General features: G+C 35.7%; 22 protein-coding genes. 3 read left to right on the forward strand and 19 right to left on the reverse strand.

All coding sequences use genetic code 11. The features are described 5' to 3' along the window. Positions 1–149: 149 nt before the first annotated feature. The 13 genes from Q8X41_RS02655 to Q8X41_RS02715 form a co-directional block, all read right to left on the reverse strand. Positions 150–860 carry a lactate utilization protein C gene (locus tag Q8X41_RS02655; protein ID WP_397538717.1) on the reverse strand — a complete coding sequence of 237 codons (711 nt, stop codon included), beginning with the start codon at positions 858–860 and terminating at the stop codon, positions 150–152. After that, positions 857–2,287 (reverse strand): LutB/LldF family L-lactate oxidation iron-sulfur protein, encoded by a 1,431-nt coding sequence (locus tag Q8X41_RS02660; protein WP_397538718.1) that lies wholly within the window; start codon positions 2,285–2,287, stop codon positions 857–859. The genes Q8X41_RS02655 and Q8X41_RS02660 overlap by 4 nt, the downstream gene beginning before the upstream one ends. A 14-nt stretch (positions 2,288–2,301) precedes the next feature. Continuing rightward, positions 2,302–3,018 carry a (Fe-S)-binding protein gene (locus Q8X41_RS02665; RefSeq protein WP_397538719.1) on the reverse strand — a complete coding sequence of 239 codons (717 nt, stop codon included), beginning with the start codon at positions 3,016–3,018 and terminating at the stop codon, positions 2,302–2,304. Between the two features lie 765 nt (positions 3,019–3,783). Then, positions 3,784–4,374 (reverse strand): 3-isopropylmalate dehydratase small subunit, encoded by a 591-nt coding sequence (gene leuD / locus Q8X41_RS02670; RefSeq protein WP_397538720.1) that lies wholly within the window; start codon positions 4,372–4,374, stop codon positions 3,784–3,786. A 14-nt stretch (positions 4,375–4,388) separates the two neighbouring features. Continuing rightward, positions 4,389–5,798 carry a 3-isopropylmalate dehydratase large subunit gene (gene leuC / locus Q8X41_RS02675; RefSeq protein WP_397538721.1) on the reverse strand — a complete coding sequence of 470 codons (1,410 nt, stop codon included), beginning with the start codon at positions 5,796–5,798 and terminating at the stop codon, positions 4,389–4,391. A gap of 17 nt (positions 5,799–5,815) precedes the next feature. Further along, positions 5,816–6,916 (reverse strand): 3-isopropylmalate dehydrogenase, encoded by a 1,101-nt coding sequence (gene leuB / locus Q8X41_RS02680; RefSeq protein WP_397538722.1) that lies wholly within the window; start codon positions 6,914–6,916, stop codon positions 5,816–5,818. A 171-nt stretch (positions 6,917–7,087) separates the two neighbouring features. Beyond that, a complete protein-coding gene (gene ilvC, locus Q8X41_RS02685; protein ID WP_397538723.1) occupies positions 7,088–8,113 on the reverse strand; it encodes a ketol-acid reductoisomerase in 1,026 nt (341 codons plus the stop codon). Between the two features lie 38 nt (positions 8,114–8,151). Beyond that, complete coding sequence (gene ilvN, locus Q8X41_RS02690) at positions 8,152–8,667, reverse strand: acetolactate synthase small subunit (RefSeq protein ID WP_397538724.1); 516 nt, start codon at positions 8,665–8,667, stop codon at positions 8,152–8,154. Beyond that, positions 8,664–10,418 (reverse strand): biosynthetic-type acetolactate synthase large subunit, encoded by a 1,755-nt coding sequence (gene ilvB / locus Q8X41_RS02695; protein WP_397540187.1) that lies wholly within the window; start codon positions 10,416–10,418, stop codon positions 8,664–8,666. Before ilvB ends, ilvN begins: the two co-directional genes overlap by 4 nt. Before the next feature lie 341 nt (positions 10,419–10,759). Beyond that, complete coding sequence (ilvD, locus tag Q8X41_RS02700) at positions 10,760–12,427, reverse strand: dihydroxy-acid dehydratase (protein ID WP_397538725.1); 1,668 nt, start codon at positions 12,425–12,427, stop codon at positions 10,760–10,762. Positions 12,428–12,439: 12 nt separating this feature from the next. Then, positions 12,440–13,339 carry a branched-chain-amino-acid transaminase gene (gene ilvE, locus Q8X41_RS02705; protein ID WP_397538726.1) on the reverse strand — a complete coding sequence of 300 codons (900 nt, stop codon included), beginning with the start codon at positions 13,337–13,339 and terminating at the stop codon, positions 12,440–12,442. Positions 13,340–14,147: 808 nt separating this feature from the next. Beyond that, positions 14,148–15,467 (reverse strand): D-arabinono-1,4-lactone oxidase, encoded by a 1,320-nt coding sequence (locus Q8X41_RS02710; RefSeq protein ID WP_397538727.1) that lies wholly within the window; start codon positions 15,465–15,467, stop codon positions 14,148–14,150. Next, complete coding sequence (locus Q8X41_RS02715; RefSeq protein ID WP_397538728.1) at positions 15,455–16,630, reverse strand: alanine racemase; 1,176 nt, start codon at positions 16,628–16,630, stop codon at positions 15,455–15,457. The genes Q8X41_RS02710 and Q8X41_RS02715 overlap by 13 nt, the downstream gene beginning before the upstream one ends. 678 nt (positions 16,631–17,308) lie before the next feature. On the opposite strand from Q8X41_RS02715, the gene Q8X41_RS02720 reads away from it, so the two are divergent. Continuing rightward, entirely contained in the window at positions 17,309–17,857 is a 549-nt protein-coding gene (locus Q8X41_RS02720) for a cysteine hydrolase family protein (RefSeq protein ID WP_397538729.1), read from the forward strand. A gap of 56 nt (positions 17,858–17,913) precedes the next feature. Here Q8X41_RS02720 and Q8X41_RS02725 read toward each other — a convergent pair whose 3' ends face one another. Then, positions 17,914–19,359: a DHA2 family efflux MFS transporter permease subunit gene (locus Q8X41_RS02725; protein WP_397538730.1), complete on the reverse strand. Its 1,446-nt coding sequence runs from the start codon at positions 19,357–19,359 to the stop codon at positions 17,914–17,916. 192 nt (positions 19,360–19,551) lie between these two features. Between Q8X41_RS02725 and mscL the strand changes: the two genes are divergently transcribed. Beyond that, a complete protein-coding gene (gene mscL, locus Q8X41_RS02730; RefSeq protein ID WP_397538731.1) occupies positions 19,552–19,926 on the forward strand; it encodes a large conductance mechanosensitive channel protein MscL in 375 nt (124 codons plus the stop codon). Between the two features lie 41 nt (positions 19,927–19,967). Here the strand turns inward: mscL and Q8X41_RS02735 are convergent, their stop codons facing one another. From Q8X41_RS02735 to Q8X41_RS02750, 4 genes are all read right to left on the reverse strand, one after another. Then, entirely contained in the window at positions 19,968–20,567 is a 600-nt protein-coding gene (locus Q8X41_RS02735; protein WP_397538732.1) for an SCO family protein, read from the reverse strand. A 97-nt stretch (positions 20,568–20,664) separates the two neighbouring features. Next, positions 20,665–20,787 carry a YvrJ family protein gene (locus Q8X41_RS02740; protein ID WP_397538733.1) on the reverse strand — a complete coding sequence of 41 codons (123 nt, stop codon included), beginning with the start codon at positions 20,785–20,787 and terminating at the stop codon, positions 20,665–20,667. Positions 20,788–20,854: 67 nt separating this feature from the next. Continuing rightward, positions 20,855–21,070 carry a DUF2922 domain-containing protein gene (locus Q8X41_RS02745; protein WP_397538734.1) on the reverse strand — a complete coding sequence of 72 codons (216 nt, stop codon included), beginning with the start codon at positions 21,068–21,070 and terminating at the stop codon, positions 20,855–20,857. Positions 21,071–21,091: 21 nt separating this feature from the next. Then, entirely contained in the window at positions 21,092–21,310 is a 219-nt protein-coding gene (locus Q8X41_RS02750) for a DUF1659 domain-containing protein (RefSeq protein ID WP_397538735.1), read from the reverse strand. 104 nt (positions 21,311–21,414) lie between these two features. Between Q8X41_RS02750 and Q8X41_RS02755 the strand changes: the two genes are divergently transcribed. Further along, the gene (locus Q8X41_RS02755; protein WP_397538736.1) at positions 21,415–21,843 is read left to right on the forward strand and encodes a DUF2621 domain-containing protein; all 429 of its coding nucleotides are present in this window, start codon (positions 21,415–21,417) and stop codon (positions 21,841–21,843) included. A gap of 145 nt (positions 21,844–21,988) precedes the next feature. Here the strand turns inward: Q8X41_RS02755 and Q8X41_RS02760 are convergent, their stop codons facing one another. Continuing rightward, positions 21,989–22,459 (reverse strand): CcdC family protein, encoded by a 471-nt coding sequence (locus Q8X41_RS02760; RefSeq protein WP_397540188.1) that lies wholly within the window; start codon positions 22,457–22,459, stop codon positions 21,989–21,991. Positions 22,460–22,487: the final 28 nt, after the last annotated feature.

Here is a 22,487-nt window from a genome sequence, read left to right on the forward strand (position 1 = left end):
CTCTTATTTTAATGTAGTAAATTAACTTTTCATAAAAAAATTTTGATTATTATAGAAATCCTCGTTGAACAAAAGCACCCATTAGTTGAAGAAGAATCGTTCCGAATTTTGCCCATTCAACAACCAAATACTAACCTGAATCATTGGTATTATCTATCAGATATGATGATATAGGTTGCTTTTATAGGGCCATGTACACCAATAATTGGATCCAACTCAATATCAGCTGAATTACTAGGTCCTGAAATAAAGTTGATGCATGCAGGAATTGCCTCTCCGTTTTTAACTTTTTGAGATATTACTTCCGCTGCTTGTGTCATTCTGGGCACAATTGTACTTTGAGGTATAAGAGCAATATACGTTTTCGGTAATATGCTAACGGATCTTCCTTTGCCCGAATTGGAAAACAATACGACTGTTCCAGTTTCAGCAAGTGTCATATCACTAAAAGTGATTCCCACATTCGATCGTTCAGCTTGTGCTATATTAGCGGCACCAATATCAGGATTCCATTCGTTTACTACTACATTCGAAGAGGGCCACTCATCTAGTATCAAAGATTGGAGTCCAAATTCAACAAATCGTTTATCCTTCCAAACTGAAACCGGACCACCACCATTTAATTCGACTCTATGTTTTAATTCATTTTTTAAATCGGCAACCTTCGATACAACATAATCAGTATGGATTGTATTACACTGACTTTTAAATAATTGAAGTAATTCATTCTGTGAAAGGTCAATTAGTGTAGAGGATTGAGGATTGTGTTTCCATTTTAATTCAGGCTTTCTTGAGGTATTAACATTTCTGCCAAGGGCTTTTGCAATATTATTTAAAAAAGGCTCACGCTGTTGAATCACTCTTTAAATCCCCCTTCTCGATTGTCGAACCAGTCACGGAATCTTTCACTTTTAGGTATTAGAAACTCACGATTGGATGTCCATTCTTTTAATGGCCCAGGACCTTTTGAAATAAATTTTTTATCTTTAATAAATGTTTTCATAAAAGATGAAATCATTTTCGTGCTGGTGGTATATAATGTATTTGATGAACCTCCTAATCCAAATGTCTTATACAATAATTTCTCTTGAATAGGTACTTCACCTAATTCCTCAACTAACACCTGACGATGTTTATGGATTAATTCATGTAAAGGAATCTTAACTGGACATGCCTGAGAACAAGCGCCACATAATGAAGATGCATAAGGAAGGTCTTTAAAATCTTCATATCCACCTAATAACGGTGATAAAACCACCCCTATCGGTCCAGGATAAATTGAATTATAAGCATGACCTCCAATATGACGGTATACAGGACAAACATTTATACATGCCGCACATCGTATGCAGTGAAGTACAGATTGAAATTCTGTTCCTACTATTTTCGAACGACCATTATCAATAATCACGAGATGGAATTCATCTGGTCCATCTACATCTTCAGTACGCCTTGGCCCTGTAAGTATCGATACATAACTTGTAATATTTTGCCCAATAGCACTTCTAATCAATAAAGTAATAAGTACTTCAAGTTCCGCAAAAGTTGGAACTATTCGTTCCATACCCATAACGGTTATTTGCGTTCTCGGAATAGTTGTTGTTAAACGATCGTTTCCTTCATTTGTAACAATACTAACGGAACCTGATTCTGCAATAGCAAAGTTACACCCAGTAATCCCTATATCCGCTGTAAAAAAGTCATTTCTTTTCGTATCGCGTGCATGACGTGCAATTTCAGTTGGATCACTTGTTTTCGTATAGTTCAGTTTCTCTTCAAAAATTTTACGTATTTCCTCTTTGCTCTTATGAAGTGCTGGCGTAATGATATGTGAAGGTGGATCATTATTATCCATTTGTAAAATGACTTCAGCTAAATCTGTCTCTACCACTTCAACTCCAATTGCTTCCAAATGCTTATTTAAGCCAATTTCTTCGGTTACCATTGATTTTGATTTAACTACCTTTTTAGCTTTCTTTTTCTTTGCTACATCTTGAATATATCGATTGGCGTCTTCTGCAGTTTCAGCAAAGAAAACGTAACCACCATGCTTTTCAACATTTTCAGACAACTCATGCAAGTAATAATCTAAATTTTCAATCACATGTTTTCGTATTTCTTCTCCATGCGATCGCCATTCTTCCCAATTACCAAGTTCCTTAATGTTTTTTAACCTACTCAATCGAAGCCCGTCTTGTGCCCCAGTCATTGAACTTCTCATAAATTGATCTTGCAAATTTGCTTTTACTTTATCTAAAAATTGATCGTTAGAAATCTTTATAGGCATTTTTACACTTCTTCCTAATGAGAATTTAATACTTCTGCTATATGCATTACTTTAATCGGAACTTTTCTTCGTTCCATTCTTCCAGCAATGTTCATCATACAACCACCTTCTGCAGCAACTAAAATATCGGCATTCGTTTCAATCACTGAATTTACCTTTTCATCCACCATTTGCTCTGATATTTCTGCCATCTTAGTAGAAAAAGTTCCACCAAAACCACAACAATTATATCGATATGGAAGTGGTTTAAGCTGAAGTCCCTCTACATTTGATAATAATTTAAAAGGTGAATCCTTTACACCTAACAATCGAGTCATCTGGCAAGATGTATGATAAGTTGCAATCCCATTTAGCTTTGCTCCAACGTTTTCAAGTTTTAATACATTAACGATAAAATCAGTCAGTTCAAATGTTTTTTGTGCTAAGATTGAGGCCCGTTTCGCCCAATGTGGCTCATTAGCTAAAATTTCAGGGTATTTTTTGAACATCAATGCACAGGAACCAGATGGCGTAACAATAACTTCGGCGTCTTCAAATATTTCGATCATGTCTTTAATCATGGGCTTTGAGCTTTCTACATAACCTGCCGCATGAAAGGGTTGGCCACAACATACTTGCTTCTTAGGAAAATCAATTTCACAACCAAGCCTTTCCAATAATTCAACAGTCGCTTTACCTACATCCGTTTCAAAAATATCAACAACACATGTCACAAATAATGTAACTTTCACATAAACCAAGCTCCTTATATTCAATTGTTTCTAAATGCAATTTTATAAAAATGAAGAACAATTAATATGTTCACTAAGCATGTAGTTGTTTTCATTATTTACAAATGGAAATTGTTTTAGTCATCTACATAATGAGTGTCGAGGCAATCACATTTACTTTTCCATATCAGATTTGGATTTAGAAGTTCTGCTACAGACGGTACTTTCCACGCGCTTGGCTTCAATCCCCTCGTTGAAGTCTAGCACGCTTGCCTAGCTTAGACTTAGTAGCACTACATTGAAGGCACTTAATTAATAAAAATAGATGAAAGAATATATAAAAATCTAATTTAGCTATCTTTGTTGATGTGGAATTAGCGAAGACTCCTGCGGGAAAGCGAGCCAGAGAGACCCCGCAGTGCAACGAGGAGGCTCGTCGGTTCGCCCGCGGAAAGCGAAGCTAATTCCACATCATGCAGAAACCAGATTAATACTATTTATATTTGTATTTAAACAACTTTATCAGTACCCTTACTACGTTCCTGAAGTTCTTTCAACTCAAGCTTTTCCTGTAGGAATAAGAATGAACCTCACTGAATGTACATCGCACGAAGGAAATTTATATAAATTTTCGAGGACTCGCCGACGAAAGCGAAGGGATAAACAAAATTGGATATCACGAAATGCTAGCATACTGAAATTTATTCTTTAAATAAAAAAAACTATCGAGAAGTCTAATTCATTAGATTTACTCGATAGTTATTTATGATATTACTAATTTCATGTTTAATTGAATTGAATACGTTTTTCTTCAAATTCTTTAATAGAATCTTCGTATTTGAAAGTCAATGCAATCTCATCCCAACCATTTAACAACATTTCCTTGTAATAAGGATTGATTTCAAAGTGATATACTTTGTCGTCAGCAGTTAAAGTTTGGTCTTGTAGGTTCACTTCAGCTTCTAGAGTAGATTGTTCACCTTTCAATAATAATTCTTCAATTTCTGATACTTCCAATTTGATTGGTAGAATACCATTTTTGAAGCAGTTATTATGGAAAATATCCGCAAAGCTTGGTGCGACAACAACATTGAAACCATAATCTAAAATAGCCCACGGTGCATGTTCACGAGATGATCCACAACCAAAGTTTTCATGAGCAACTAAGATGTTTGAGCCATTATATTGTGATTGATTTAATACAAAATCTTCTATTGGATTACCATCTTGGTTAAAACGCCAATGATAGAAGACAAATTGTCCAAAACCTGTACGTTCAATTCGTTTTAAAAATTCTTTCGAAATAATTTGGTCTGTGTCTACATTTTTACGATTTAAAGGTGTGATGACACTTTTTACAATATTAATAGGTTTCATAATTTACGCCTCCATCATACAGGTACATTAATAATTTCGCGAACATCAACAAAGTGACCAGCGATTGCAGCAGCTGCAGCCATCGGAGGACTAACAAGATGTGTTCTTGAACCTGTACCTTGACGTCCTTCAAAATTCCGATTAGATGTTGAGGCACAACGTTCACCTGCTGGTACAACGTCTTCATTCATAGCAAGACACATACTACAACCTGATTCGCGCCATTCAAATCCGGCATCTTTAAAGATCTGGTCAAGCCCCTCTTCTTCCGCTTGTTTTTTCACTAAATGGGAGCCAGGTACAACAATTGCACGAACATTTGAATGCACCTGTTTTCCTTTAATAACGGAAGCTGCAGCACGTAAATCATGTAAACGAGAATTCGTACATGAGCCAATAAAGACATGTTGAATTTCAATTTCTGTTAAAGGTGTACCTTCTTTTAAATCCATATAAGCAAGGGCTTTTTGTAACGCTTTTTTATCTGATTCTTCTGAAAAATCAGAAGAATGCGGAACAGCTTTGGATATACCGCTACCCATTGATGGATTTGTACCCCAAGTTACAAAGGGTTCAATTTCAGATGTGTCAATAACAAGTGTTTGATCATATGTTGCGTCTTCATCAGATGCAAGTGATAACCAGTATTCCTTTGCCTTTTCAAATTTTTCACCTTGAGGAGCGTAACGACGATCTTTAATATAATCAGCTGTAATTTCATCAGGACTAATTAAACCTGCTTTTGCTCCCGCTTCAATCGACATATTACAAATCGTCATGCGTTCTTCCATAGATAATTTATGAATTGCATCACCTGTGAATTCAACGATATAACCAGTACCTACATCAATGCCGAATTTTGCAATAATTGCTAAGATAATATCTTTTGCAGTAACGCCAAAGCCTAGTTCACCTTGAACATGAATTTGCATTGTTTTAGGCTTACTTTGCCAAAGTGTTTGTGTGGATAATACATGTTCTACTTCACTTGTACCTATACCAAATGCAATCGCACCGAATGCGCCATGTGTAGACGTATGAGAATCTCCACATACAATTGTTTTACCAGGTTGAGTTAAACCAAGTTGTGGTCCAATTACATGGACAATCCCTTGATCTGGATGCCCCATATCGGCTAATGGAACACCAAATTCTTCACAGTTTTTAGCTAAAGTATTAATTTGTGTTTTAGCAATTGGATCATTGATTACTGGTAAGTTTTGTGTAGGTACATTGTGATCCATTGTAGCAAAGCAAAGGTCTGGACGACGAACTTTTCGATTATTTAGACGAAGCCCCTCAAAAGCTTGAGGTGAAGTCACTTCGTGAATCAAATGAAGATCGATGTAGAGTAAATCTGGTTTACCGTCCTCTTGATAAACAACGTGTTGATCCCACACTTTTTCTATAATATTTTTCCCCATTATTCTTCACCTATTTTCTAAATATAAGTAGTCATAATACTATCTGAAACAAAACTTGTATCTAATTCATTTAATACTTTTTCAGTCCATTCATTTGTTGTAAGTACGCGGCTATCTGGCGTTGCTAAATCTGCAGTGAAATAACCATCTTCAAATACAGCATTAACAGCGCGTTCAATTTCAGCAGCTTCTTCTTTTAATCCAAATGAATAGCGTAGCATCATTGCAACCGAGAGAATCGTTGCAGCCGGATTGGCAATTCCTCTACCTGCAAGTTCTGGTGCAGATCCATGGACTGGTTCATATAATCCGAAATTGTCTGAGCGAATACTAGCAGAAGGTAGAACACCAAGTGATCCTGTAATAACAGAAGCTTCATCACTTAAAATGTCTCCAAACATATTTTCAGTGACAATGACATCATATGCACCTGGATTCGTAATAAGCTTCATAGCAGTCGAATCGACTAAACTGTGCTCTACTTCTACATCTGGATATTGTGCTTTTTTCTCGTCTACAATTTGTCTCCATAAGCGAGAAGTATCAAGAACGTTTGCTTTATCAACAGATGTCAACTTTCCTCTACGAACACGCGCTAGTTCAAACGCATTCTCCACAATACGTTCAATTTCAGGTCGAGTATATACTAGTGAATCTAGTGCCTCTTCATCTGTACGTTTACGTGGCTCACCAAAATATAAGCCTCCAGTTAGTTCACGTACGATTAGTAGATCGACATCTTTTACTAAATCATCTTTTAGAGGAGAAGCTTTTATGAGTGATGGAACAGCCTGAACGGGGCGTAAATTTGAAAACAAATCAAAATGCTTACGAATACGGAGTAATCCTTTTTCAGGTCTCAGTTCAGCAGGATTTTGATCCCATTTTGGACCCCCTACTGCGCCTAAAAGGATCGCATCACTTTGTTCACATAACTCAATGGTTTCTTGAGGAAGTGGATCCTCATGCTGATCAATTGCTGCACCTCCAATCGTTGCGTATGCAATATGAAATGTGTGTTGAAATCTTTTGCCCACAGCTTGTAGTACTTCTACTGCAGAAGCAACAACCTCAGGACCAATCCCGTCACCAGGTAAAATAGTAATCTTCTTTTCCATAAAAACTCCTCCAATACTAAAATGATTAAACATGCACTCCTTCTAAATTTTCGATAGTTCCATTCGTTACAACTATTTAACTTAAAGAAGCAGGTAAACTACTCCTTTAAGTTGTGAATTGTAAAAATCACTATTTAGATATAGATCATGGAATACTATCAACTAAAATTACTAAGCTTTTGTACTACCAACAGTTTCTTTTTCAACTTTTTTGCCTACGAATGGCATCATAGCGCGTAATTCTTCCCCTACTTTTTCGATTTGATGTTCAGATTCAGCTTTTTTGATTGCATTGTATTTTGGTCGATTAGTTTCATTTTCGTTGATCCATTCTTTTGCAAACTTACCTTCTTGGATATCAGTAAGAACATCTTTCATTGCTGCTTTTACTTGATCCGTTACGATACGTGGACCTGAAACGAAGTCGCCCCATTCAGCAGTATCAGAGATTGAGTAGCGCATGTTAGAAAGGCCACCTTCGTACATAAGGTCAACGATTAATTTTAATTCGTGGAAACATTCAAAGTAAGCAATTTCTGGTTGGTATCCCGCTTCTACCAATGTTTCGAAACCAGCTTTTACTAGAGCTGCTGTACCACCACAAAGAACTGCTTGTTCTCCAAATAGATCTGTTTCTGTTTCTTCTTTGAAAGTTGTTTCAAGTACGCCCGCACGTGCTGCACCAATTCCTTTTGCATAAGCAAGAGCAATATCTTTTGCAGTACCAGTAGCATCTTGATAAATACCGATTAGAGCTGGTACACCTGCACCTGATTCGTAAGTACGACGAACTAAATGTCCTGGACCTTTTGGAGCAACTAAGAATACATCTACATCTGCAGGTGGCACGATTTGTTTAAAGTGAATGTTGAAGCCATGTGCGAAAACTAGTGCATTTCCAGCTTCTAATCCTGGAGCGATTTCCGCTTCGTATACTGCTTTTTGTCTTTCATCTGGAAGTAAAATCATGATTACATCTGCTTCTTTAGCTGCTTCTGCTACTGATTTAACATCAACACCATCATTTTTTGCCTTTTCAGCAGATTTCCCTGGACGAATACCAACGCGAACGTCAAAACCTGATTCTTTCAAGTTTAAAGCATGTGCATGACCTTGTGAGCCGTAGCCGATAATTGCGATTTTTTTACCTTCTAATACTTGTTCATTGATGTCTTGGTTATAATACATTTTTGCCATTTTAAATTCCCCCTGATTGTTTTGTAGTTTATATTTTTTTATTGTAAAATCGAAAGTTGCGCTGATGGCTTAAGTTGAGCATCACGTACAAATGCTGTTGCACCAGTACGAGTAAGTTCTTTAATACCATATGGACGAATCAATTCAATAAAAGCATCTATTTTTTCCGGATTACCAACGATTTGATATGTAATCACATTTTTACCCATATCAATGATTGAACCACGGAAAGGTTCGACGATTGAATTGATCTCGCTACGCAAATTCGGTGGAGCTACTACTTTAATAAGTGCTAATTCACGCATAACAATTGATTTTTCTGTTATGTCATTGACTTTAATCACGTCAATTTGCTTTGATAATTGTTTTACAAGCTGTTCAATTTTAGCTTGATCTTCTACGTTTACGAGAAACGTCATTTTAGAAATACCTTGTTGTTCAGTATGACCAACCGTGATACTTTCAATATTAAATTGACGTTTCATCAGTAGCCCTGTAACACGATTTAGAACACCACTTTGGTTAATAACTGTTACGGTTATTACTCTTCTCATCCTTTTTTCACTCCAATCATTTCAGCAAGTCCTTTACCAGGTGCTACCATTGGATTAACTAATGTAAGTTCTTTCACACGGCAGTCTACTAAAGTTGGTTCATCTGATTCGATTGCTTCTTTGAATACAGCTTCCACGTCGTCTACTTTTTCAACTTTATAGCCTTTTATGCCATATGCTTCAGCAAGTTTGACAAAGTCTGGTTGTACTGGCATAAGTGAAGAAGAATAGCGTTCTTCATAGAATGTCTCTTGCCATTGGCGAACCATACCTAGACAACTGTTATTTAAGATGAAAATTTTCACTGGCAGTTTGAATTCTTTCAGCAATGAAAGCTCTTGAAGCGTCATTTGGAATCCTGCATCGCCAACAATTGAAATAACTTTTTTATCAGGATCAGCAAATTGTGCTCCAATTGCTGCTGGGAAACCAAAGCCCATTGTTCCTAAACCACCTGAAGTTACCCAGTGATGATCTTTTTTAAATGGATAATATTGAGCAGTCCACATTTGATGCTGGCCAACATCAGTCGTAATGATTGCTTCACCGTTAGTTAGACGGTGAATCGTTTCGACCGCAAATTGAGGATAAATTGTACCATCACCATCATCGTCATACCATAGTGGACATTCTTCTTGGCATTCGTGCAAATACTCATGCCAAAATGTAAAATCTTCTACTTCAAATGTTTGTTCTAATAATGAAAGTAATGCTTCTTTAGCATCTGCAACGATTGGAATTTCAGTTGGAACATTTTTACCAATCTCAGCAGGATCGATGTCAATATGAATTACCTTTGCTTTCGGAGCAAATTTTTTCAAATTTCCTGTTAAGCGATCATCAAAACGAGCGCCTATGTTTAACAGAACATCACAATTACTAATAGCCATATTAGCTGTAAATGTTCCATGCATACCAGCCATTCCTAGGAAAAGTTTATGGTTTCCTTCAATACTTCCAAGTCCTAATAATGTATTAACAACAGGGAAATTAAATTTTCCCACAAATTCTGTTAATTCTTTCGAAGCATCAGCTGCTAAAACACCAGCACCTACTAAAACAAGTGGTTGTTTTGCTGCGCTAAGTAATGATACGGCTTTTTTTATTTGCAAATAATTTGGATGCAACGTTGGTTGATAGCCTGGCAAGTTTATAGTTGCCTCTTCAACTGCGCTATCATCAAAAATAGCATTTGCAATATTTTTTGGGATGTCAACTACAACCGGGCCTCTGCGACCAGTTGATGCAATATGAAATGCTTCTTTTACGATTCGTGGTAAGTCCTGAACATTTTTCACTTGATAGTTATGTTTTGTAATCGGTTGAGTAATTCCAACAATATCCGCTTCTTGGAAAGCATCCGTACCAACGACAGTTGTTGCAACTTGACCTGTAAAGACAACGAGTGGTAAAGAATCCATCATTGCATCAGTAATACCAGTAACTAAGTTAGTAGCCCCTGGTCCAGAAGTAGCAATTACTACTCCAGGCTTACCCGATACTCGTGCATAGCCCTCAGCTGCATGAATAGCACCTTGTTCATGTCGAGCAAGTATATGCTTAATTGGATTACGATAAAGTGCATCATATAAAGGTAAGACTGCACCACCTGGATATCCAAAAACTATTTCAACACCTTGGTTTTGCAACGATTCGATAAAAATCTCAGCACCCGTCTTACTGGCTTTACATTCTTGATCAACTTCTTGATCTGTCGCTGATTGTTTCTTTAGTTGAACTTGTGCATTCATCATAGAACTCCTCCCTAGGATATTAAATTTATTATATAAAAAAAGCTTTTTCATCCACGCAAAAAAGACCTTTCGCGTAGGGATGAAAAAAGCTTTCATGGTACCACCCTATTTTATAGTCAGAAAACGACTACCTCATGAATAGAATAATCTATTCTTTCATTAACGAGCACAAAAGTATGCGCCCGAGGCTACCTAATTGCAAATAGCTTTTAGTAACCCACTCCAAGGGGATGTCAGTATTAGTTGTATTGTCGGCTCTCAGCAACCCGGCTCTCTGTAAATACAAAACTCTAATACCTTTAACCTTATCAACGTTTTTTCATTATTTTGTTGTCAAATTATATCTTCATAACGCCGCCTGTTGAAGCGGAAGTAACTAATTTAGAATAACGAGCTAAATAACCTTTTTTAATTTTGGGTTCAAATGGTTTTAATGTTGCTTTTCGGTCAGCTAAAACTTCATCTGACACTTTTAATTCAATTGTTCTGTTTATCAAATCAATTGATATAATATCGCCATTTTCAACTAATGCGATTGGTCCACCTTCAGCTGCTTCTGGAGATATATGACCAATTGAGATGCCTCTAGATGCACCAGAGAAACGACCATCAGTTATAAGCGCTACATCTTTTCCTAAGCCACGCCCCATAATTGCAGAAGTTGGTGCTAGCATTTCAGGCATCCCTGGCCCTCCTTTTGGACCTTCATAACGAATGACTACAACATGCCCTGCTTGAACTGTTCCATCATCAATTCGAGCTTGTGCCTCTTCTTGAGAATCGAATACAATTGCTTCTCCAGTAAATTCTTTAATCGATGGATCTACTGCACCCACTTTGATTACTGCACCATCTGGAGCTATATTGCCAAAGAGAACAGATAAACCACCTACAGAACTATATGGATTATCTTTTGTACGAATGACTTCCGAATTCTTAATTTCATGACCTTCAACCAATTCTTCTAATGTCTGACCAGTGACAGTGATGCGATCTTTATGAATTGCGCCAGGTATTTTACATAATTCGTTAATAATTGCACTAACACCACCTGCAAGATGGACATCATGCATTGAATAGTTGGATGCTGGCATGATTTTAGATAAATATGGAACACGTTCTGCAACTTTATTGATATCCTCGATGTTATAGTCGATTTCTGCTTCATGAGCGATTGCGAGTGTATGTAAAACTGTGTTTGTTGAACCACCCATAGCCATATCAAGTGCAAATGCGTCATCAATAGTTTCTTTAGTAATGATGTCACGAGGTCTAACATTCTCTTTAACCATACGAACTAGATGTTCTGCAGCTTGTTTAATTAACTGATATCTTTCTTCAGATGTTGCAACGATTGTACCGTTTCCGGGTAATGCCATACCTAGCATTTCCATTAATGAGTTCATCGAGTTAGCTGTGAACATACCGGAACAAGAACCACAAGTTGGGCATGCATTTTCTTCAATTTCCTTTAGTTTTTCGGCTGTCATAAGACCACTTTTATATGACCCTACACCTTCAAAAACAGAAGTAAGTGATAATTGTTCACCTGTTGAAGATACACCCGCTTCCATCGGACCACCAGATACAAAGACAGAAGGTACATTTGTACGAACAGCTGCCATCAACATTCCTGGTGTGATTTTGTCGCAGTTAGGTATGTAAAATACACCATCAAACCAATGGGCATTAATAACAGTTTCTGCGGAATCTGCAATTAGCTCACGGCTTGGTAATGAATAACGCATACCGATATGTCCCATTGCTATCCCATCATCAACTCCAATAGTGTTGAACTCAAAAGGAATACCACCAGCTTCACGAATTGCCTGCTTAACAACTTCCCCAAATTTTTGAAGATGAACGTGTCCTGGGATTATATCAATATATGAATTACAGACACCGATGAATGGTTTATCTAAATCTTTTGTTTTTACACCTGCAGCGTATAATAAGCTGCGGTGTGGAGCTCGATCGACTCCTTTTTTAATCATGTCACTACGCATGTATACCGCCCCTTACTTTACTGTAACTTCTTCGTTATATACTTTGACGCCTTCTTTTTCGACGATTTCACGAAAACCTTCAAGGATATCTTTTGTTATTTTGCCAGGTTTACCATCGCCAATTACACGGCCATCAACATTTACAACTGCAATTACTTCAGCTGCAGTACCAGTTAAAAATACTTCATCCGCAACATATACATCATGTCTTGTAAATACACCTTCACTCGCTTCGTAGCCACGTTCTTTCGCAACATCTAGAATAGCATTCCGAGTGATTCCCTCTAATGCACCAATATAACCTGGAGGAGTAATTAATTTATTCCCTTTAACGATGAAAATATTATCACCGGAGCCTTCTGCTACATACCCTTCATCATTCATCATTAATGCTTCGGAAACACCAGCTTGTGTCGCTTCAAGCTTCACTAGAATATTATTTAAGTAGTTTAATGTTTTTGTTTTTGGACTTAATACATCTGAACGGTTACGTCTACTTGACGCTGAAACGATTGAAATACCAGTTTCATATAATTCAGCTGGGAATAGTGCAAGTGGTTCAGCAATAACAATGACACTTGCTCCAATACATGTTGAAGGATCGATTCCTAAATTACCGACACCTCTTGATACAATCAAACGGATATATGCACTTTGTAACTCATTTGCTTTTAATGTATCCTTAACAATTTCAGTCATTTCTTCTATTGTGTATGGAATGGTGAGTAAAATTGATTTAGCAGATTCATATAATCGAATTAAATGTTCCTCTAAACGAAAGACGTTGCCATTGTATGAGCGAATGCCTTCAAATACTCCATCACCATATAAAAAACCATGATCATAAACAGAAACTTTAGCGTCTTCCTTTTTCACTAAATTTCCATCAAGAAAAATTAACTGTTCCCCCATACTCTTCACTTCTTTCTGTAAAATACAATAATCTGTCTTTAGCTATGTGCATAAAACATTTTTTAAATTGTTGCTATCATAGTACGTATTTCCAATGAAGTCAACAGTATTTTTAGAATTGTCACTCAATTTAAAAAATTAAATCTTTAATGAATACGTTTTCATTCCCTTTATATTAATTTTTCGCTAAGTTTTGAACAAAATTAAATTTTTAGAAAAGTTAATTAATTGGATCTATTTCACAAATTCATTTTTAGTTTTTAAATACGAACTTTTTAACATATTTACTTTTCCATATTCAGATTTGTATGTTCCGCTACAGACGGCGCTTATAGTATTAATCTAATTTCTGCACGATGTGGAATTAGCTTCGCTTTCCGCGGGCGAGCGTTGAGCCTCCTCGCTCACTTCGTTCCCTGCGGGGTCTCACCTGTCTCGCTTTCCCGCAGGAGTCTTCGCTAATTCCACATCAATAAATATAGCTATATAAGATTTTCATTATAATTTTTCATTTATTTTTACTTTTTCAGTACCTTCACTACGTTCCTGCAAGGCTTTCAGCTCAAGCTTTTCCCGTAGGACTCTGAATGAGCCTCAGTGAATTAGCCTCGCACGAAGAAAATGCGTATGCATTTTCGAGGACTCGCCGTCTTACGCTCCACAATTAGCAAAATTGGATAAAATTAAATGCTCGTATATTTTATATTAATTATGCATTAAGAAATAGATTCAATTGAATCTATTTAGAATATTCCCACCTAACATAATCTAACTATTTTTTTACACAATGATGTTAGATGTTATTTGTTCATTCGATTAGTTTTTTGAAATAATCCGTAACAAAAATATTTTCAGGATCATATTTTTCTCGTAATTGAAGGAAGCGTGGATAATTTGGGTAGAGCTCTAGTATATGCTCCTTAGTTAGATGATTCATTTTCCCCCAATGTGGTCTACCATTATATTTTCTCATCAATTTTTGTACCCATCTAAAATAGTCTTTTTCATCCATTCCTCTGTACATATGAAAAGCTATAAATGCACTTTCTCTGTCTTGTGTTGGGCTTAAAAAGCCACTTTCTCCCTTTGTTGTCCTACACTCAATAGGAAAATGCACTTTGAATGGATGCGATTTTAACGTGAAATGTATTTCTTCCATACAATCATTGAAATGTTCCAAAGGGATTGCATATTCCATTTCTAAAAATTTCACTTTACGAGATGATGGGAAAATTTCATAGCTCAGGCCTTGTTTTACGCTATTTGGTAGACTTTTTGAAGCTAAGTTGCTTACCCATTTTGTGGCTTTAGGCTGTATTTTACAAACTTCTGAAACGACTAATAAAAGGCCGTTTTCAATTACATTATTTTTTAAATCTTCTACCGTTTTAGATTTCTTAGACTGTTCCACAATTGGGATTTGATCCATGATTTTCACTTGAATTCGCTCAGTACCAGGGAAGTAAAACCATTCAACATGACGATGTTCCCGAATCATCATATCCCAAACTTTATTTGCTTCATCAAAATTGTAATGGGTTGTTTGACATTTTAGACTGTATAGTGGAACTGTTTTAATGGTTACTTTAACTAGCACACCTAATAGTCCTAAGGATATGTGTAAAGCTTTTGATATGTCATCGTCTCCTCTCGTATGTTCATGATAGTTACCTAATCCGTCTACAAACCCCCACATCACAACTTGGCTGGATAAAGAACCTAATGTCACCCCTGTACCATGCGTACCTGTTCCGATAGCACCAGCAATTGTTTGCTCATGTATATCTCCCATATTCGCAAGTGCAAAGCCGAATTGTGCCAATATTGGACCAATTTCATACAAATATGTGCCTGCCCAAAATGTGGCTTCCCCCGTATCTCTATTAATATCAATTAACCCACGCATATTATGAAGAGAGATGGCAATATCATCTGGTTTAGCAATTGGACTAAACGAATGTGCTGCTCCAGTTACTCGAATCGTTTTATGTTGTTTTTGTGTATTCCAAATTAAATTAGACAACTGTTTAGTGTCATGTGGTAATAATGATTGAGTTGGGGTCCCTTTCACATTTCCAGCCCAATTTTGCCACTTTCGTGTATCTACCCAATCTTTTACAGAAAACATTTTCCTTCCCCCCTATAAGTTTTGAAACAATTCACATGTTGACCACTTCTTACAGCCTCTAACTGTGTAAAACGTTCACATAACTCACCAGCTTTTGCATGACGAAAATAAATTGTATCTCCAATCTTGGTATTCTGATAATCCTTTCTTCTTAATGGTGTTTGTACTTCTCCAGCACCTTCAAGTGGTAAAAAGGCAAAATGCTGGGCTTCATAAGGTACCGGCTGCTTATCTTTTCCAATAGCACCTGAAGCAATATAACCACCCCCATGGCAAACTACAACATCCCTTGTTGGATTTCTTGTGACGCGTAAAGCAAATCCAGCAGCAGGCTGTAAATCTAATTGACTATATTGATCGAATAATGCAGGATTAAAAAATGCTGATCCAATTGTAATTTCTGTTACCTCTGAACTTTGTGCTGTAAAATCTATACTCCCTGATCCTCCCCCGTTAACAAATTCTACCTCCCCAATTTCAGCTAAAATGAAATCAACCGCTTCCTTTCGAAGCTTTGCAACTCGATTTTTTGAAACCTTTTGCAATTGTTGAATCACTGGTCGCTTCCATTTTTGTATTGGCAAATCACCAACACCTGCGAGTTGTGCTTCATAGCCCATCACACCCTCAATATGTAAATGTGTTTGTTTTTTTAGCAATTCTAATAAGTTCGTTAAATCCTTTAAATTTGTTATAGCAGAGCGCCTTGTACCAAAATAGATAAACGGAAGTTCAATTGAAAGATTTATATCGATACATATTCCAACATTTACATTCGAACGTTTCGCTAATTCGTTTAACCACTTTGCTTGTCGAATATCATCTACCATAAAACAAACATCATAGCCTTTTTTAATATATTTATATAACTCTAAAACGCTTTTTTCCTCCAAAACTGGATAGCCGAGGAGCAAATGGTCAAAGCCATTCTCTAACAAATAACAGGTTTCACTTGCAGTAAAAGTCATCAACCCCGATACATTAGATAACTTTTCATTTAAATATCTAAGTAAGGGAATAGAACGAATGGATTTCGTTGCGATGCGAACATTTTTATCTTTGACATGATGGTTGATAAATCGAATATTTGCATCTAGAGCATTCATATCGACCCAAGCAAATGGCCTTTCAACGTTTTCAAATGCCTTTTCAAATGATTGCAAGTTGTAATCACTCCTTTTGCCAACTCTATAACTCTATAATTTATCCATTTTAAATAACAAAAATGCTTCTTCAAAGGCGAAATGTGTTTTCCGTCGGAGAAGAAGCATTTAGTATCTGTATGATCATATTTTATTTTAAGACTTAGTGGATCTCTAAGAAGTCAAAAGCGAGATTCAAAAAGAAAATTGAATGTATCGCTACGAAAATTAATGCCTGTTTGTTTAATTTTTTCATTAATGCACGATCCATAAGCTTACACTCCCTTCAACGTTTTCGTAATTATATACTATTTTAATTGAACTTGCAAAATATTTAAGAGTAAGTAATCTTAATATTTATATGACTTAATCAATATAAAATACAAAATTTATATTAAAATATACGGATATTTAGTGATATCCAATTTTATTGCTTCGCTGCAGAATGCGACTCAATAAAGGCTAAGAACGCCACTTTCTTTGGAAACGGCTTCGTAAGAAACTTCGTGTTGTCCCGAGGAGATTGAAGCCAAGCCCGTGGAAAGCCGTCTGGAGCGGAACATCTAAAATTGAACATTGAAAATTTAATATGTTGAAATTTCCGTATTTATAAACCGAAAATGTATTTATGAAATTGATTCGACATTCTTCTATAAAGTGTGTCATGATATATGTAAAGACAAATGTTGGGGTGATGAAATGAAGAAAGCCTTAATCGTAATCGATTATACTGTAGACTTTGTAGCGGAAAATGGAGCTTTAACTTGCGGAGAGCCAGGACAAATACTTGAGAAAGCTATTTTACATCATATTCGTCAATTCATCGATGAAGATGAGCTAATTATTTTCGCTTGTGATTTACATGAAAAAAACGATCCTTTTCATCCAGAAACGAAGTTATTCCCACCACATAATATTCGCAATACTAAAGGAAGAGAACTATATAATGAAGTACAGTCGTTGTACGAAGAAATAAAACATTTACCAAATGTTATTTGGATGGATAAAACACGTTACAGCTCGTTTGCTGGAACAAATCTAGAACAGATCTTACGTGAACGAAAAATAAATGAATTATTTTTAACAGGAGTTTGCACAGATATTTGCGTACTTCATACAGCAGTTGATGCGTATAATAAGGCATTTGACCTTTTCATCTATGAAGACTCTGTTGCAAGCTTTAATCAAGCGGGGCATGAGTGGGCTCTTGGTCATTTTAAAAATTCATTAGGTGCAACAATTATGTAAAAAGGTATCCACTAGAACTATTTAAATTCTAGTGGATACCCTTCTTTTAATTAGTCTTATTTTACTTGAGATTTTCTTTTCGTTACAAAAATCGCCAAAATTAAAGCACAGATAGCGAAAATGAAAGAACCAGTATAAACAGATCGTATACCATCCGCTATAATTTCAATGATCTTACTAATCTGTTGTTGCGAAAAGATTGAATGGTCAAATGATCCATTTAAATTAATATGCTCAGCACCTAATAAAGACAAACGCCCACTTGTAGTTATATTAAATAGAACTCCAAAAATGGCCGCACCAATCGATTGGCTAAAAGTATTGATAAAGGAGTTTAAACCAATCGCCGTTCCTAACTGCTCATCTGAAGAAGATGCTTGAACTGTTAATACAATCATTGGTGCAATAAGACCCATGCCCAATCCTAAAAACGAAGTTGATAGATAGACAAAAAGTGAACTAGTTGAGGAAGATAAGAACATAAGCATAAATGTTGAAATCAACAATAAGACTGTTCCGATTTGGATAATCGTTTTGTTTGCAAAACGGCCAACTAAATTACCTGAAATAATTGCACCTACTGTCCACATTACAGAAATAGGGGTTAGCATAAGCCCTGCCTCTGTCGCATTTTTCCCTAATACAGATTGAGCGTAAATTGGTAAATATACTGAAATACTAATGACAACTGCCATACAAAATAGAGTTAAACCATTTATCACATTTAATCGTTTATTTTTAAATAATGAAAGTGGGATGATTGGTTCACTTGCTTTCTTTTCAACAAATACAAACAATCCAAGAAAAACAATTGCAATTATGTAAAAGATTATTTGTGTTGTGGTTGCCCAATGTTGCGTATTACTTCCTGCTATAAGTGAATAAAGCAATGCAACCATTCCTATTGAGAAAAGGAATGCACCTGCAAAATCAATTTTACGAGTTAATTTAATTCGATCTTCTTTATAATGTTTAGCAATTAGAAGTATTGCCCCTAAACCAAAAGGAATATTTAATAAGAAAATGAAATGCCATGTCAATTGGTCTACAATAAATCCTCCGATTAAGGGACCTACAACACCTGAGACACCCCATACCATACTTATGTAGCCTTGTCCTTTAGCACGTTGTTTCTCCGAATCAAATAACTCTCCAACAATTGTTAAAGTAATTGGTAAAATGGACCCTGCCCCTATCCCCTGAATTGCACGGAAAATAATAAGAAGTTCCATTGATGTTGCCATTCCACATAATAATGATCCTATTAAGAAAATACAAATCCCTGCAATAATCATTTTCTTGCGTCCAAATAGATCGGCTAATTTCCCAAAAATAATGGCAGAAATCGCCGAAGTTAAAAGATAAGCAGAATAGATCCAGCTAATAAGATCAACACCAGAGAGATCGGTTGTTATACTGGGAATTGCTGTTGAAACTATCGTACCTTCTATTGCTGCCAAAGCTGTCGCTAATAATACAGCGGCAAATACTTTATTCATCAAAATACCTCAATTCTCATAAAAATATTTCCATTATCACTAAATACATATCATAACATGAAAAGTTAAAATCACCTAGATTAGATATTTACTATCTAGTTTTTAAGAATAAGGTTTGATACTATGTGTAATAGGTGTTTTATAAAAAATATTACTTTTTAGTAAAACATCCTTTTTATAGGAGGTAAAAAATACATGTGGGAAGATTTTAAAAAATTCGCTTTTAAAGGAAATGTGGTAGATTTAGCAGTCGGGGTTATTATCGGGGCTGCTTTTGGTAAAATTGTATCTTCTTTAGTTGGCGATATCATTATGCCGATTATTAGTCTATTTAGTGGAAAAGAAGAATTTGATTTTACTTCTTTAACATTTTACAAAATTAAGTATGGTAGTTTCATACAAAACGTTCTTGATTTCTTGATCGTTGCTTTTTCCATCTTCATTTTCATTCGGATTATTTCAAAATTTAATTTCAAGAAAAAACAAGAAGAAGTTTTGGAAGAACAACCAGCTGAAACAACAGAAGACCTTTTAAAGGATATTCGCGCTTTACTTCAAGAGAGAAAATAAAAATGAGCAGCTATTTTTTTGAATAGCTGCTCATTTGCTTTTTATTTGCCATCTTCAATAATTGATTCCATGTCCACTGCAATCGTATCAACTGGGACGTCTTTAAAGCCACTATAGTTTTTCACAACTACCCCATCTTGATTGACTAGGAAAAAACTTGAACCATGAACTACCTGGTTAGTATTAGGATCATCTTTAACAAATGTTTTAAATGATTTTAATGCTAAATTAGCAATATCATCTTGTGAATAACCTGTAAGTAGATCCCATTTAGAATTGTCCGGTACAGGATATTGTGCTAGGTATTTCTTTAATTTTGCCGGTGTATCTGTTGTAGGATCCACACTAAATCCAACGATTTTGTAGTCTTCTAATCCTTTTTCCTTAAACTTTTTTTGGATGTCTGTCATATTAATGGTCATTGGTGGACAGATACTCGTACAATTTGTAAAGATAAACATTGCAAGCCATGGTTTACCTTTCAAACTATCTAGTGAAACCTTGTCACCATTTTGGTTCGTATAATTGAAATCCTGTACTTGCCAATCGGTTTCAGCTTTAAAGTTGTCACTACCACCGCATGCAGATAATAATACAGCTAAAACTAAAAATAAGGACGGTAAAATAAATCTTTTTTTCATCTTATATTTCACTCCTACTCTGCATTCATCTTATCGAATTGTAACACAGATTACAAGGACACTAATTGAAAGCTTTAAGACGAATTTGTGAATCTGTTTATTTTAAGTCCAATAAAGCATCGTGAATTGCTTGTAGCTTTGATTCTACTCGATGCATTAAATAGAATGAGACAAAGATAGGAAATCCTATTTCTTGAATAAGAGTAGTCCATTCAGCCAACACAATTCCTCCTCTCTAAAAAAACTGTCTCATCTATCTGTTGATAAATGAGACAGTTTTAAACAATTTACGCTTGCAATTCTGTGACTGTACGTTCAATGTAGCGTGCACCAACGATTTCTGAAAGTGTTACACCATTTATTGCAAAAACCTTGCTGTCTATAACTGTGTTCATTACCTGATAGATTACTTCAGGTGTTAAATCCTCCTTTGGCGTATCAACACTCAAAGAGCATGCAGATCCATCAGATGTTTTAAATTGTAATTGCAGAACTTTTGCCATTTACACTCTCTCCTTTTCTTATTAATTTCGAATTGCTTCTTGTGTTGCTAAACCTGTACCAATAAATTGGTTTTGGAACAGACTAGCAAGTGCAGTACCTACAGTAGCCACATTATCTAACGATGCTTGTTCTGATACGTTACGGAACGTTTTCGTTTTTTCAATAATTTGACCATTTTCATTTACACCTAATGAGAACTTTAAACGAAGTGTTGCATTTTCAAATGTTTTCGTTGCCATGAAGATCACCTCCCTTCACTTCTTACATAGACTTTAAATCTCGAAAAAGGACAAGGGATGCAATTTTTTAATATTCAATTTATAATGATAGGGAGGTGAATAGTGTGCTAAACGGCTGGTTTATGTGGTTTATATTATTTTGGGTAGTTGTTCTAGTAGGAACTATGGCTATAGGCGGCTTCTTCATGTTCCGCAAGTTTTTGAAATCAATGCCAAAAGATGATGGTAAATCTACATTGGATTGGCAAGATTATTATGTAAACAAAAGCTTACATTTATGGCATCAACAAGAAAAGGACTTATTAAATGAATTAGTTAGCCCAGTACCAGAACTATTTCGCGATGTTGCGAAGCAAAAAATTGCAGGTAAAATTGGACAACTTGCTTTAGAAGAAAAGGCAAAGAAAATCGATTTTGACTTAATCATTAGAGGATACATACAAGCCTCACCAAAACGCGATCATAAATTTTTACGTAAAAAATTAAATCAAATGAAAATTGACTTATCGCCTTATGAAGATTTACTAGATTAAAACCAAAAAGTAGAGAACGCTCCAGCATCAACAATCTCTAGAAAATCCGAATTACAAACGTATTTCTAGCTTTCAGCAGAGATAAAGTAATCTCGAGAGGGTAAATGAAAAAAGGTTCTTCTCCGAAATGGAGAAGAACCTTTTTTTAGTCTTGTTGTAAATGTAATTGCTTTTGAAGTTTTTTGAATTGTATCAACATGGCTACACGCCAAGGTGCAATCATAGAAAAAGCTAATATAAAGAACATTCCACCAAGTTCTCCTAAGTCGAATGTACCACTTAATTTAACTTTTACAACCGTACGAACAATTAATAAGCCTGCTAGGATGAAGAAAAAGGCTTTAGAAGGTTTTAAGTAAACTTTATCATCAACAATTTGGAATTTAGAAGTTGCAATCAAAACTGTTGAACAAATTAATCCTGCAGTTACTGCTTCAAATACTTGTAGCCAAGGTACTTGGAAATATTCATTAAAGAACATGCATGCACCCGTCGACATAGCAATTGGAGGAATAATTATTTTTTTTACACTCGCTGGTTTTTTAGCTGATTTAGCACGAACTATCATCATCATAATCCCCATAAATACAACACCAACAGTAGAAGCAATTACCATATACTGAGAAGGAATAGAACTCAACGTA

Source organism: Rummeliibacillus pycnus, from assembly GCF_044359855.1.
Taxonomy (GTDB): domain Bacteria; phylum Bacillota; class Bacilli; order Bacillales_A; family Planococcaceae; genus Rummeliibacillus; species Rummeliibacillus pycnus_A.

What these genes read in the sequence shown, in the direction of transcription:
- Q8X41_RS02745 (WP_397538734.1), bottom strand. Translation starts at nt 21,070, where the DNA reads ATGGCAAAAGTTCTGCAATTACAATTTAAAACATCTGATGGATCTGCA.
- ilvC (WP_397538723.1), bottom strand. Translation starts at nt 8,113, where the DNA reads ATGGCAAAAATGTATTATAACCAAGACATCAATGAACAAGTATTAGAA.
- mscL (WP_397538731.1), top strand. Translation starts at nt 19,552, where the DNA reads ATGTGGGAAGATTTTAAAAAATTCGCTTTTAAAGGAAATGTGGTAGAT.
- Q8X41_RS02720 (WP_397538729.1), top strand. Translation starts at nt 17,309, where the DNA reads ATGAAGAAAGCCTTAATCGTAATCGATTATACTGTAGACTTTGTAGCG.
- ilvN (WP_397538724.1), bottom strand. Translation starts at nt 8,667, where the DNA reads ATGAGAAGAGTAATAACCGTAACAGTTATTAACCAAAGTGGTGTTCTA.
- ilvB (WP_397540187.1), bottom strand. Translation starts at nt 10,418, where the DNA reads ATGAATGCACAAGTTCAACTAAAGAAACAATCAGCGACAGATCAAGAA.
- ilvE (WP_397538726.1), bottom strand. Translation starts at nt 13,339, where the DNA reads ATGGGGGAACAGTTAATTTTTCTTGATGGAAATTTAGTGAAAAAGGAA.
- leuC (WP_397538721.1), bottom strand. Translation starts at nt 5,798, where the DNA reads ATGGGGAAAAATATTATAGAAAAAGTGTGGGATCAACACGTTGTTTAT.
- Q8X41_RS02710 (WP_397538727.1), bottom strand. Translation starts at nt 15,467, where the DNA reads ATGTTTTCTGTAAAAGATTGGGTAGATACACGAAAGTGGCAAAATTGG.
- Q8X41_RS02735 (WP_397538732.1), bottom strand. Translation starts at nt 20,567, where the DNA reads ATGAAAAAAAGATTTATTTTACCGTCCTTATTTTTAGTTTTAGCTGTA.
- Q8X41_RS02760 (WP_397540188.1), bottom strand. Translation starts at nt 22,459, where the DNA reads ATGGTAATTGCTTCTACTGTTGGTGTTGTATTTATGGGGATTATGATG.
- Q8X41_RS02660 (WP_397538718.1), bottom strand. Translation starts at nt 2,287, where the DNA reads ATGCCTATAAAGATTTCTAACGATCAATTTTTAGATAAAGTAAAAGCA.
- Q8X41_RS02750 (WP_397538735.1), bottom strand. Translation starts at nt 21,310, where the DNA reads ATGGCAACGAAAACATTTGAAAATGCAACACTTCGTTTAAAGTTCTCA.
- leuD (WP_397538720.1), bottom strand. Translation starts at nt 4,374, where the DNA reads ATGAAACCTATTAATATTGTAAAAAGTGTCATCACACCTTTAAATCGT.
- ilvD (WP_397538725.1), bottom strand. Translation starts at nt 12,427, where the DNA reads ATGCGTAGTGACATGATTAAAAAAGGAGTCGATCGAGCTCCACACCGC.
- leuB (WP_397538722.1), bottom strand. Translation starts at nt 6,916, where the DNA reads ATGGAAAAGAAGATTACTATTTTACCTGGTGACGGGATTGGTCCTGAG.